The organism is Rhodobacter capsulatus, from assembly GCF_005144475.1.
GTDB lineage: Bacteria > Pseudomonadota > Alphaproteobacteria > Rhodobacterales > Rhodobacteraceae > Rhodobacter > Rhodobacter capsulatus_C.
This window is the reverse complement of record NZ_SWJZ01000010.1, coordinates 19,411-31,739: the sequence shown is the minus strand read 5'-3', so window position 1 is coordinate 31,739 and position 12,329 is coordinate 19,411. Positions and strand designations below refer to the sequence as shown.

Annotated in this window: 11 protein-coding genes and 1 pseudogene; all 12 read right to left on the bottom strand. The window is 66.1% G+C overall.

The features are described 5' to 3' along the window. Positions 1 to 13: 13 nt before the first annotated feature. On the bottom strand, positions 14 to 667 hold the full coding sequence (locus tag FBT96_RS03350) for a 3-oxoacid CoA-transferase subunit B (RefSeq protein WP_136904948.1): 654 nt from the start codon (positions 665 to 667) through the stop codon (positions 14 to 16). An 11-nt stretch (positions 668 to 678) separates the two neighbouring features. Beyond that, positions 679 to 1,332, bottom strand: coding sequence for a CoA transferase subunit A (locus FBT96_RS03345; RefSeq protein WP_136904947.1), 654 nt, complete (start codon positions 1,330 to 1,332; stop codon positions 679 to 681). Then, positions 1,329 to 2,513, bottom strand: a complete 1,185-nt coding sequence (locus FBT96_RS03340; protein ID WP_136904946.1) for an acetate/propionate family kinase — start codon at positions 2,511 to 2,513, stop codon at positions 1,329 to 1,331. Before FBT96_RS03340 ends, FBT96_RS03345 begins: the two co-directional genes overlap by 4 nt. Beyond that, entirely contained in the window at positions 2,510 to 5,221 is a 2,712-nt protein-coding gene (locus FBT96_RS03335; RefSeq protein ID WP_249306250.1) for a DUF3141 domain-containing protein, read from the bottom strand. The genes FBT96_RS03340 and FBT96_RS03335 overlap by 4 nt, the downstream gene beginning before the upstream one ends. A gap of 10 nt (positions 5,222 to 5,231) precedes the next feature. After that, positions 5,232 to 5,996 (bottom strand): enoyl-ACP reductase FabI, encoded by a 765-nt coding sequence (gene fabI, locus FBT96_RS03330; protein WP_136904945.1) that lies wholly within the window; start codon positions 5,994 to 5,996, stop codon positions 5,232 to 5,234. A 404-nt stretch (positions 5,997 to 6,400) separates the two neighbouring features. Continuing rightward, positions 6,401 to 6,597, bottom strand: a pseudogene (locus FBT96_RS21570) (IS3 family transposase); the annotation flags it as partial. A gap of 424 nt (positions 6,598 to 7,021) precedes the next feature. Beyond that, complete coding sequence (locus FBT96_RS03315) at positions 7,022 to 7,684, bottom strand: pyridoxamine 5'-phosphate oxidase family protein (RefSeq protein WP_136904944.1); 663 nt, start codon at positions 7,682 to 7,684, stop codon at positions 7,022 to 7,024. An 11-nt stretch (positions 7,685 to 7,695) separates the two neighbouring features. Next, complete coding sequence (locus tag FBT96_RS03310; protein ID WP_136904943.1) at positions 7,696 to 8,217, bottom strand: gamma-glutamylcyclotransferase family protein; 522 nt, start codon at positions 8,215 to 8,217, stop codon at positions 7,696 to 7,698. Beyond that, the gene (gene anfO, locus FBT96_RS03305; RefSeq protein WP_136904942.1) at positions 8,214 to 8,894 is read right to left on the bottom strand and encodes a Fe-only nitrogenase accessory protein AnfO; all 681 of its coding nucleotides are present in this window, start codon (positions 8,892 to 8,894) and stop codon (positions 8,214 to 8,216) included. The genes FBT96_RS03310 and anfO overlap by 4 nt, the downstream gene beginning before the upstream one ends. A 69-nt stretch (positions 8,895 to 8,963) precedes the next feature. Next, positions 8,964 to 10,346 carry a Fe-only nitrogenase subunit beta gene (gene anfK, locus FBT96_RS03300; protein WP_136904941.1) on the bottom strand — a complete coding sequence of 461 codons (1,383 nt, stop codon included), beginning with the start codon at positions 10,344 to 10,346 and terminating at the stop codon, positions 8,964 to 8,966. Between the two features lie 13 nt (positions 10,347 to 10,359). Then, positions 10,360 to 10,707 (bottom strand): Fe-only nitrogenase subunit delta, encoded by a 348-nt coding sequence (gene anfG / locus FBT96_RS03295; protein WP_136904940.1) that lies wholly within the window; start codon positions 10,705 to 10,707, stop codon positions 10,360 to 10,362. A 7-nt stretch (positions 10,708 to 10,714) separates the two neighbouring features. After that, on the bottom strand, positions 10,715 to 12,298 hold the full coding sequence (anfD, locus tag FBT96_RS03290) for a nitrogenase iron-iron protein, alpha chain (protein WP_136904939.1): 1,584 nt from the start codon (positions 12,296 to 12,298) through the stop codon (positions 10,715 to 10,717). Between the last annotated feature and the right edge of the window lie 31 nt (positions 12,299 to 12,329).

Genomic DNA, 12,329 nt, shown 5'->3' with positions numbered 1-12,329 from the left:
TCAATGACGCCGCTCAGCCCAGCCGCATCTCGGGAATCTCGTCGGCAACGATCAGACTGGCCCCGGTCGCCGCCAGAATCTCGGCAACTTCAACGCCCGGGGCGCGTTCGCGCAGCACAAGTCCCGCCGCGGTCGGCGCGATCACCGCCAGATCGGTCACCACCAGATCGACCCGGCGCAGCGACGTCAGCGGCAGGGTGCAGCGCGGCACGATCTTCGATTGCCCCCGCGCCGCATGCTGCATCGCCACCACGACCCGCGCCGCGCCGGTGACAAGATCCATCGCCCCGCCCATGCCCGGCACCATCGCGCCCGGCACCTTCCAGTTCGCCAGCTGCCCGGCCGCGTCCACCTGCAGCCCGCCCAGAACCGTCATGTCAAGATGCCCGCCCCGGATCAGCCCGAAGCTCATCGCGCTGTCGATCGAAGCCGCGCCGGGCACCGCCGAGACGAAGCCCCCCCCGGCATCGGTCAGATGCACATCCTCCATGCCCTCGGGCGGAGGCGCGCCAAGCCCGATGACGCCGTTTTCGGCCTGAAAGAACACGCCAAGCCCGGCGGGCACGAAACCCGCCACCCGCGAGGGCAGGCCGATGCCCAGATTGACCAGCATCCCGGGCCGGATTTCCTGCGCCACGCGGCGTGCGATCAGCTCTTTCGCGTCCATTCCCGCCTCCCCTACCCCGCGCGCACCAGCAGATGATCGACCAGAACCCCCGGCGTGCGCACCGCATCGGGCGGGATCACCCCCACCGGCACGATGCTTTCGGGCTCGGCGATCACCGTATCGGCGGCCAGCGCCATCACCGGGTTGAAGTTCTGCGCGGTGAATTCATAGGTCAGATTGGCGACATGATCGGCCTGCCAGGCGCCGATCAGCGCGAAATCGGCGCGCAGCGGCAGTTCCAGCAGATAGCTGCGCCCCTCGATCTCGAGGATCTGCTTGCCCTCGGCAACTTCGGTGCCAAGCCCGGTCGGCGTCAGCACGCCCCCAAGCCCCATGCCGCCCGCACGGATCCGCTCGACCAGCGTGCCCTGCGGCACGAGGTCGACCGCGATCCGCCCCGCATTCATCCCGGCCTGCGTTTCCGGGTTCAGCCCGATATGCGAGGCGATCACCCGTGCCACGCAACCCGCCGAGATCAGCTTGCCGATGCCAAGCCCCGGCCGCGCCGTGTCATTGGCGATCACCGTCAGATCGCGGGCCCCGCGCGCCACCAGCGCATCGATCAGCCGCAGCGGCGAGCCCACCGCGACGAAGCCGCCGATCATCACGCGCGCGCCATCGGGAATGCGGGCGGCCGCCGCCTCGGGGGTCAGGGCGCCTTTCATGCCACGTTCCTTTCGCCGATGCCCAGGGCCGCCCGCGCCGCGCGGGCGATCACCAGCTCTTCGTTGGTCGGCACGACCATCACGGTGGTGCGGGCCAGCTCCGAGGAAATCACCGTCGCGTTTTCGCCGTTGCGGGCATGGTCGATCTCGATCCCCATCCAGCCCAGCCGTTCGCAGATCCGCTCGCGCACCCGCCGCGAGTTTTCCCCGATGCCGCCGCAGAAGACCAACGCATCGATGCCGCCCAGCGCCGCCGCCATCGCCCCCACCTCGCGCTGGGCGCGGAAGACGAAATAATCGATGGCGCCGCGCGCCTCGGGCGTGTCCGCGGCTTCCAGAACGCGCATGTCGCTGGAAAGCCCCGAGAGCCCCAGCAGCCCCGAGCGGCGATAGAGCATGTCGGCGATCTCGTCGGCGCTCATGCCGCGATGCTGCATCAGATAAAGCAGAACCCCCGGGTCGATCTGGCCCGAGCGCGTGCCCATCGGCAGCCCGTCGAGCGCGGTGAACCCCATCGTCGAGGCGACCGAGCGGCCATCTTGCAGCGCGCACATCGAGGCGCCATTGCCCAGATGCGCCACCACGACCCGCCCGGCGGCCAGATGCGGCGCAAGCTCGCGCAGGCGCGTGGCGACGTAATCATAGCTCAGCCCGTGAAAGCCGTAACGCCGCACGCCCTGATCGTAGAACGCCCGCGGCAGCGCGAAGGCGTCATTCACCCAGGGGTGATGGCGGTGAAAGCCGGTGTCGAAACAGGCCACCTGCGGCACGCCCGGAAAGGCCGCCATCGCGGCGCGGATGCCCGCCAGATTGTGCGGCTGATGCAGCGGCGCGAAAGGGGCGAGCGGATCGAGCAGCGCCAGAATCTCGGGGGTCACCGTGACCGGGCCCGAGAAATGATCGCCGCCATGCAGGACGCGATGCCCGATGCAGGCGAGCGTCAGATCGGGATGCGTGCCGCGCAGGCTGGCAACGACGGTCTGCAGCGCGCTTTCATGGCGCGACAGATCGCCCGCGACCGTGGGCAGCTCCTGCCCGAACGGCCCCTTGAGGTGAAAGACCCCTGCGGGGCCGATCGCATCGACAAGCCCCGTGGCCATCGGCCTCTCGCCACGCAGCGGATAAAGCGCGAGCTTGAGCGAGGACGATCCGGCATTCAGCGTCAGGATCGCCTGCGTCATTGCTCGCCCTCCCGCGGGGCGGCCCCGTTCGGACCGCGCCGCGGCGTGCGACCCGGACGCGGGATCGGCGCCAGCCGGGGCAGATCCGGCGCCGGGGCGGGGGGGGCGGCCTCCGTCAGCCCGGGTTGCGGCTCGGCTTCGGGCTGCGGCAGCGGCACAAGCTCGACCGGGGCTTCCGGCGCGGGCGGCTGTTCGGCCAGGCCGGGCAGCGGCTCGGTCGCAAAATTGGGCGCGAAATCGGGCGCAGGCTGCCAGTCCGGCACCGCTCCGCCCAAGGCTTGCGGCCCGCCCAAGACATGCGGCACGGGGGCAAGCGGCGCGGGGGCAAGCGGGTCTTCGGTCACATCCGCGGTGGCGGGTGCGACGCCAAGCACGGTTTCGAACCGCGCCAGCATCGCCTGCGTTTCAGGCGACATTTCCGCCATCGCCCCGGGGATGTAGCGCACGACGGCCAGCGCCGAGGCCCGCTCCTGCGGATCGCGCAGAAGCTGCGGCAGGGTCTCGATCGCGCGCTCGGGCTCGAAGGTCGCGATCAGCGTCTGCTGATGGATGATCATCGCTCGCCGTTCAGCCCCAAGCGCGCGGAACGGCGCGTCCCAGCTCAGCACCCGGGCCGAGCGTTCCAGCCGGTCCCGCCGCACCTGACCGCGGTTTTCCGCCAGAAGCACCAGCATCCGGATCACCGCCTCGACGAAGCCGCCCTGGTCGATCGCAAAAAGCGCCGCCGTCACCTCGGGCAGGGCCCGCAGCTCGTCGAGGCTTTTCAGCGTGCGGCGCGATTCATGCTTGGCGCCGAAGGCCCGCGCCCAGGGATTGCCCCAGAGGCTGTGAAAGGCGAGTTCCGTCATCATGTCGCGACTGTCGCGCCAGAAATCGATCATCTGCTCGGTGCCTTGCACCCAAAGCGCCTCGGCCGCCAGAAACGGATTGCCGGGATGCGCCCGGGTGCGGACCTTGCGCACCTGTTCTGCCGCCTGCTGCAGCGGCGCCATGGCCGGATTGCGCGAGGAGATCAGCGCCCGCGACAGCCGTTCGGGATGCAAAGCCCGGCTCATCTCGGCCGAGGTTTCGGTGACAAGGCTGCGCAAGACCGGGCGCAGCAGCGTTTCGTAAAGCTGCGCCTGCACCTCGGAGACCCGCGCCACCGCCGCAAAGGGCCGCTCGTCGGCCTGCCCGTCATCGAGCGCGCGGATGTCATCAAGCGTGCGGTCACAAAAGCCGACAGTGAAATGCCTGCGCCCGTCGGTCTCGGTCACATCCTCGATGGTCATTTCATAAAGCCCGGGCGCCAAGGCCTCGATCGTCTTCAGCGTCGAGGCGACCTCGGAATGTTCGCGATTGGCGATCTTCGAGGAGACGAAGATGCCCAGATGGCCGACTTCCTCATGCACCATGTAAACGATGCGCTGGCCGCGGATGCGGATCTCGGCAACATCGGCATAGGTCGCGGCGATCCAGTTCAGCGCCTGCTGCGGCGGGGTGATGGTGTCGCCGTGGCTGGCAAAGACGATGATCGGCGCGCGGATCGCCTTGAGATCGACCGGGCGGCCCGGCTCGATCCGGGCCTCGTTCTTGACCAGACGGTTGCCGACGAAAAGCTGCTCGACAATCCAGCGGATTTCCGGCTCGGCGAGCAGGAAGAAGCCCCCCCACCAGCGTTCGAAATCGAGGAAAGTGGCCTCGGCATGGTCGATGTCACGGAAAAGGTCGGTGTATTTGCGAAAGAGCGTGCGCGACGGGTTGAGCAGTTCGAAATTCGCCACCAGATGCGCGCCGTCGAACAGCCCGCCCCCCAGATCCGAGAGCATGAGCGGAATCCAGGTGCCGCCCGCCAGCCCGGCCGTGTAGCGCATCGGGTTTTCGCCGACGCGGCCCGACCAGGGGGCGACCGGGGCGCCGTTGATGACGACGGGGCCGGTCAGATCGGGGTTCATCGCGGCCAGAAGCAGGCTGGCCCAGCCGCCCTGACAATTGCCGATCACCACCGGACGGGCGCTTTCCGGATGCAGGCGCATCACCTCGCGCACGAAGGCGGCCTCGGCCCGGGTGACGTAAGACAGGAACTGCCCCGGCTCGGGGGCGCGGCGGAAGGCGACGAAATAGACCGGATGGCCCGCCCGCAGCGCGACGCCCACCTGACTGTCGGTCTTGAAGCCGCCGATGCCGGGGCCGTGCCCGGCGCGCGGATCGATGATCACATAGGGGCGGCGGCGCGGGTCGATCTGCACGCCCTCGGGCGGCAGGATCCGCAGCAGCATGTAATTCGAGGGCAGGGGCAGATCGCGCCCGTCCAGCACCCGCTCGGTCGCATAGGCCAGAACCGGCGGGCAGCCCTCGGCCTCATGCTCAAGGAAGATGTCGCCGCGACGGCGCAGCGCATCGAGGCTCAGCACCAGCCGCTCGGCGGCGTCGCGCTGATATTCCACCCAGGCTTCGAAGCTGGAGCGGTTCTCGCGGTCGTTGTGAAAGGCGGCGATCAGCTCTTCGGCCTGTTTCATCGCCGTGTTCAGCCGCGCCGAATGGCTGGCGACGATGCGGCTGCCATGCTGCTGCAGCGCCGAGGCAAGGAGGCCCGCGGTTTCCACCGTCCCCTCGAGTTCGGCGCTCATCGCATCGATCTTCTGGCGCCCAAGGCCGAGCAGATCCTCTGCCGGACCGGGCAGATCGGCGGCGCGGGAGGGATCGGTGTAATCAAAGACGCTGACCATGGCGGCCCCCTTACGCGGTGATGGAATAGCCGCCGTCGATCTCGTGGATCCCGCCGGTCAGGTTCTTCGCTTCGGGCGCGGCCAGAAAGGCGGCCATCGCCCCGATATCCTCGATCGTCGCCAGATGATGGGTGGGGGCGCGTTCGGCCGCCTCGGCCATCATCTCGTCGAAATGGTCGATGCCGCTTGCGGCACGGGTGGCCAGCGGCCCGGGCGAGAGCGCATGCACGCGGATGCCCTTTTCGCCCAGTTCCGCCGCAGCATAGCGCACGGCGCTTTCGAGCGCGGCCTTCACCGGCCCCATCAGGTTGTAATGCCGCACCACCCGGGTCGAGCCGAAGAAGGACACGGACAGGCAGGTGCCGCCCTCGGTCATCAACGGCTCCGCCAGATGGATCATCCGCAGGAAGGAATGCACCGATGTGTCCATCGCCAGCGCGAAACCGCCCGCCGAACAATCGACCACCCGCCCGTGCAGGTCGGCCCGCGGCGCAAAGGCGATGGAATGCACGAGCGTATCGAGCCGCCCCCAATGATCCTCGATCCGCTCGAACACCGCCGCAAGCTGATCGGGCTCGGCGACATCGAGCGGCATCATGATCTCGGCCCCCAGCTCTTCGGCGAGCGGGCGCACATGCGGCTCGGCCTTGTCATTGAGCCAGGTGACAGCAAGATCGGCGCCCTGTGCGCGCAAGGCCCGGGCAATTCCGAAGGCGATCGAATGTTCGTTCGCAATTCCGACGACGAGCGCCTTTTGTCCTTCCAAGGAAAACATCGGCGAACCTTTCCGTTCAGAGTTCGGCCTCACGGTGCGCCCGGGTCGTGACGGGAAAATATCGAAGCGGTGACAGAAATGAGTCTGCGGTGCGGCAATTTCCGCGGCGCGCCCCACGGGGCGGATCGAACGGACGGACCGACGGGCAAGGCCCCCAAGCGCGCCGGGACACAGGTCATCGAACCGCAATCCGCGTGTCATCCCGCCGGGTATCTGGTCAAGCTGCCGCTTTCGAAGGGGGCGGTTGACTGCGCCGGGCTGCAGAAGATCGACTTGACCGGGCTTGCGGCGGTGGCGGGCGAACCCGACGGGGTGAAATGGATCGACACGGATCACTTCATCACCGCGAACGAGGGCGACTGGAAGGGCGGCTCACCTGGGTCAGTTCTGCGTGCAAATCAACAGACCGATTTCTCCCGCCGCAGCCTCTTCAGCTCGGCATGCAGATCGACCGGTGCCTCACTTGGCTCCGTCACCGCGTCAGCGTCGACAGCCCAATGCCCGGATCCTCTGCGATCTCTCGCCGCGTCCTGCCACGGGTCGGGGCCCGTCGCACGGCTTCACGCCGAAACTCGGGCATCGGTCTGTGCCCGTTTCCCATGGAACACCTCCTGGTGCCTCAGTTGGTGCTCTTCACATTTTCCGGGCAAGCCCAGAGCGGGCATGTTTGCCCATCGTCGATCAGACGGATCTCGGGTTTGCGCTTTCTTGCCGTCGCGATCGCCCCCGGGATCCATGTGTCATGCCGCGTCCGCCGACCAATACCGTTCCCGAAGCCGCCTTTCCGCGCGGCTTTCTTATTGCCAACGGCCGACCAGACAGGGGCTTTGCCAAAGTCCCGCGGCGGGAGAGATACCCCCCCGTCCGCGGGGCGGAAAACGCGCCGCAGGCCTCGGGACCGGAGCGGCGTGACGCCTCATCGGCAGACCGGGAAGACCGGATCTGCGGGAAGACGGGATCTGCGGGAAGACGGGGCCCGCGGGAAGACGGGGCCCGGCCGCCGCATCGGATCGGGACGGGGCGCGTCAAAACCCGAAGGCGCGGACGAAATCGGGCATCGCGATCCCCGGGCGCAGCTTCGGATCGGGCACCGGGGCGTCCGTCACCATCCGAACCGGCACATGCCCGGCCCAGAGATCCAGTGCCAGATCGGCCGCGTCTTCCTCGGGCAGGCCGGAGGCCACCTTGGCCGAGACCTCGTCCAGCTTCATCCGGATCACCTTCGAGGCCTTCCATTCCTGTTCGGTCGGCGGCCGGGCATAGTCCCACAGCCCCGGCGCCAGACGGGTGACAAAGGCTTCCAGCGCGGCTTTCTTCTCCGCGCCCTCGACCAGTTCGGTTTTGCCGAACGCCATGACGGACCGATAAAGGATGTTGTGATCAAACGCCGCCCGCGAAAACGCCACGCCATCCAGATGCGTGACCGAGAAACAGACCGGCACGCCGTTTTCCTGATTGCGCAGCATCCGGCTGGCGGAAGACCCGTGCCAATAGACGTGATCGCCGATCCGCCAGTGGCAAGTCGGCGTCACGATCGGCGCGCCATCGACGACATAGCCGATCTGGCACACCAGCGCGGCATCGATGATCGCATCGATCGTGGCGCGGTCATAGGCGGCCAGCCAGTGATAGCGCTTCACACGGGTGCGTTCCGAAGGCGGGGCGGAGGGGGCCTGGGTCTCGGTCATGGTCTTTCCTTTCAACAGCAGGAGCCGGCAAAGATCGGCAGTTGGATCGCCATCGGCACCGGATAGGCGGGCTCGGTGGCGGGCAGCGCGCCAAGCGCCGCGATATAGTCAGCGGGCAGGCCGTGCAGCCGCGCCCCCTCGACGATGCGGTCGCGATAGGGGCGGCTGGGCGGTTTTTCGGCCCGCCGTTCGGTCTTGATCAACGCCACCGCCCCCAAGGATAGGCCATCCTCGGTCGTCACGTCGAGCGGGGTGTGGAAATAGCGCCCGGTGCCGTTCAGCTTCACGCCGCGGGCGGCCTCCAGCATTTCGGCCTCGGACGGCGCAAGGGCGTAAAGCACGCCCGGCACATGGGCATCGGGATCGGGGATCAGGCTTTCCTCGGCGCCATCCCAGACCCGCGAATGGCCGAAGAAGCCGATCCGCCAGCCCTTGGCGCTGGCCCGCGTCAAGGGTTTCGCCGAGGGGCAAAGCTTGCCGATTTCCGCGGGATGCAGATCAAGCCCATAGGCAAAGACAAGAACCTGTTTCATTGCGCGTGTTCCTTTTGCCGTGCGACGGTGATGAAAAGCGCGCCCTCGCGGCGGTCTTCGGTGAAGCGCAGGCCCATCGCCGAAAGCGTGCGGGCGAACCAGCGCGGTTGATGGTCCATGCGGATCTCCAGCGGGCGGAACGGTTCCGCGGCAAGGATCGGGCCCAGAACCGAACGCGAATTGTGCCGCGCATCGGCGGCCAGCACTGCGGCCAGATCGACGAAGCGGCTGCCGTCGGGGCGGTCTTCGGGGCGCACTTCGGGCGGCGGGCTGAGCGCCGTCACCTTGGTGCCGCAGCTGCCGCAGCCCGCTTCCGGTTTCGTGTCGCAGCAGGCGGCCTGCTTGGCCCGCTCCTCCTCGCCCGCGCAGACCGAGGCCAGCATCGCCACGACCGTTCCGGTCGAGCGCCAGACGGAAAAGCCGTATTGTTCCTGCAAGAGCGAATAGACATAGCCCCGCACCTCGGCCGAAATCAACACGGTGCAGGGAGAAATCGCGAAGACCATGCGTTCGATGGCGTCGCGCACCGCCGGAATGCCGCCCGCGCGCGGCACGGCAAGCGGCCAATCCTCGATGAGCGCCCAATCGGTGCCACTGCCTTCGTAAAGGAACAGACGACCGGGGGCGTTGAGGGGGGCGGGCTGGCCGGTCTCGTCCAGAAAAACCGCGATCTGCATGGGAAGCTCCTCGGACCAGGGAAAAGGCCGGGCCACAAGGGCAGCCCGGCAGGTTGCGCGGCGATGCCGTCACCACACGTTGAGGATCCATTCCTTGTTCTTCTTCGCCTCCATGTCGGCGAAGAGCGTGTTGGCCATCGTTTCGGCCAGGAACATGGCGCCGCCGTAGCCCAGCACCGGATGGCGATACATCCCGGCGCGGTCGTAGGTCGGGAAGCCCACGCGCACCATCGGCACCTTGTAGTCGATCGAGATGAACCGGCCCTTGGAATGGCCAAGGATCAGATCGAGTTCGAGCCCCTGCTGGATCCGGCTTTCCAGATCCCAGAAATCGGCGTTCGTCACGATTTCCAGATCGGGGGCGTTTTCCTGCAGCGCCAGCACGCGGGGGTCTTTCACGTAAGCGGAGTTGTCATCGCCCAGCAGCAGCAGTTTCGGCTTCATCTCGAGGTCAAGGCAGAACTCGGTCAGGCCGATGGCCAGATCGGGGTTGGCATAGATCGCCACCCGCTTGTCGGCCAGAAACATGTGGCCGATGTCGGCGATGGCATCGAGCGCCAGACCGCGTTCCCTGACCAGCTGCGCCGGGATCGGCTGGCCGGTCATCTCGGACACAGATTTCAGGAAGGCATCGGTGTTGCGGATGCCAACCGGGGTCGGCCCGATCACCGCAGGCACCTTGAACTTCTTCTTCAGGTAATCGGCCGCCTTCATCCCCTCGTAGCGATTGAGCGCGATGGTGCCTTTCGCATTGGCCGTGTCGCGCAGATCCTCGATGGTGGTCGAGCCGTGCGAATGATGTTCCAGATCGGGCATCAGCGGGCTGTCGAAGCTTTCGACTTCAAACAGCACATTGGCCTTCACCTCCATCACCTCAAGAAGGTGCTTCAGCTCCTTCACATCGCCCGGGTTCACCCAGCCGGTGATCAGGTTGATCTTGTCGGAGGGTTCGTCCTTCGTCGCGAATTTCTTCACGAAATCATGCACCGCCTTGTCATAGCCGGTGATCATCGAGCCGACGAAGCTCGGGCAATGCACCGTCAGCAGATGCACTTCCCGGCCCGGAAACTTGGTCGGCAGAAGTTCGTCTTCAAGTTTCGAGAGCAGCCCGTCGACGTCATCGCCGATGATCTCGGTCGAGCAGGTGGTGATGATCGGCACCACCTTCACGTCCGGGTAGCGGGTCAGCAGCACCTCGACCGCGGTTTCGACACGGTCGAGCGCGCCGAAGACCGCGCCGTCCTCATGGACCGACGACGAGGCGATCTCGAAGCTTTCCTTCATGTGCTGCGAGATCAGAAGCCGCACGAACATCACGCAGCCCTGGCCGCCGTGAACGATGCCGATACAGTCCTTGATCCCGATCGAGGCGAATTGTGCGCCTGCGGGCTGGCAGGTGAAGATCGGGTTGATCGTGCCTTCCCGCGCCTTCTGGGTGACCTGGCAAGTCATGGGTCTGATCCTTTCAATAATGCGGGACGGTCAGCTCGGTATTGAGCGAGCCGTGAACGGTGAGATGGTCGATCTTCTCGTGCAGCGCCTTGAACAGGCTCTTGATCTCGGGCTTGGTCATGGCCAGGAGCCAGGGGAAGCGGGCCTTGAAGGCGCGCGACAGGATCACCGCATCGACCCAGTAGCAGCGGTCCATCGCGGTTTCATGCACCGGCTCCTCGCCGCAGAGGATCTCGCAGGTCTGGCTGAGGATCCCGGCATTCTGCTTCAGCCGGTCCCAGCCGCGCGAGTTGAACTGCCACAGGCAGTTCTTCATGATGTAATCGACCAGCGGATCGATCTTTTCGATGGTGTCGGTCATCTGTCCCTCACTCGGCGGCAGGTTGGACAGCCTCGCGCGCGGCCTTTTCGGCGGCGGCATAGGCCAGGTTGCGGGCGCGCACTTCGGCGATGGAATCGTATTTGCCGGTATATTCGTGCAGCACCTCGCTGAACTTCACCGCGTCCGAGACGGTCAGATCGGCGTTCATCTTCGCGGTGCGGAAGCCCGAGGTGATGGCCGCATCCGGGGCGGAAATATCAAGCGCCGCGAGCTGCCGCATCGGCGAATAGATCGCGTTGTAGATGTCGCGGGCGAAGCGGACCCAGCCCTCGAAGCCCTTGTAGGGGCCGTTGTGATAGGCGTGGGCGTTCAGATAGGGCACGCCGTGTTTCTTGACGAATTCGCCCGGGCGCTTGCCGGTGAAGATGATGTCGGGCTTCAGCATCTCGATGGCTTCGACCGATTCCAGCTCGTTCGGATCGTCGATCGCCAGCGCACCTTCGCCGCAGCGCGACACGCCCTTTTCCATGTCGCCCTGATGGCCGAACTTGGTGTAGACGGACACGACCTTGAGGCCCATTTCCTCCTCGATCGCATGCGCCCAGTGCCAAAGCTTGGACCCGCCCGGCCAGAGGCAGACTTTCTTGCCCTGCAACCGTTCCTTGTACCAGTCCAGCTGCGGTTTCCATTTCGCATATTCCTCGGCGATCAGCGCCTCGGCCTTGTCCTCGATGCCGAAGAACAGCGCCACCTTGCGCAGCGAATTGGCGAGCGGCTCGAAGCCGAAGCCGTCGATATCCAGCCGGGGAATGCCGTAACGGGCGCGGAGTTCATCGCAGATGTATTCGGCCGAGCGCGCGCATTCGAGCACGTTCAGTTGCGCGCGGTGCATCATCCGCAGGCTGTCGTAACTGCCGTTGCCGGTGAAGGTCGACAGGACATGGATGCCGATGCGGTTGAAATAGTCGATCATCACCTCCTGGTCGCCCTGGATGTTGTATTCGCCGACGTAGTTGATCACGTGCTCGCCCAGGTAGTCCGGCTCGACCGTGCCGACCTTCTGGTTCAGCCAGGCGATGTTGATCTTGTGGTGGCCGCCCGATTGGCTGGGCCCGGCAAAGCCCGGCGAGTTGCAGACGAACACGTCCACATCGCCGCGTTCCGCCATCACTTCCTTGGCGATGGCATCGACGTCATCGCCGATCAGCGCCGTGGTGCAGGTCTGATAGACCGTCATGCGCTTGATGTTCGGGAAGGCGTCAAAGGCCTCGTGCATCGACTTCTTCAGCAGCCCCTCGGCGCCGAAGACGACGTGCTTTTCCTTCACATCGGTCGCGAAGGTGTATTTCAGCTGGAAGTTGTCGTTGTCCGAGATGTAGCGCTTGGTCTGCCAGGTGTCGTAGGTGCAGCCGTTCGGGCCGTGGGAAATGTGGATCACGTCCTTCATCGGCGTGCCGATCACGTGTTTCGCGCCGCAATAGGCGCAGCCGCGTTCCGAGATCGTGCCGGGGATCGTGTTCAGGTAGCCTTTCGGCAGGCACGAGGTCAGATCCTCGCCCGCCGCCTTCATCACCGCGTGCTCCTTGCGCTCGGGGATGCATTTCGAGACTTCAAACTCATGGTAGGGCATGGGCCTAACTCCATGGAAATTCGGGGAAAGG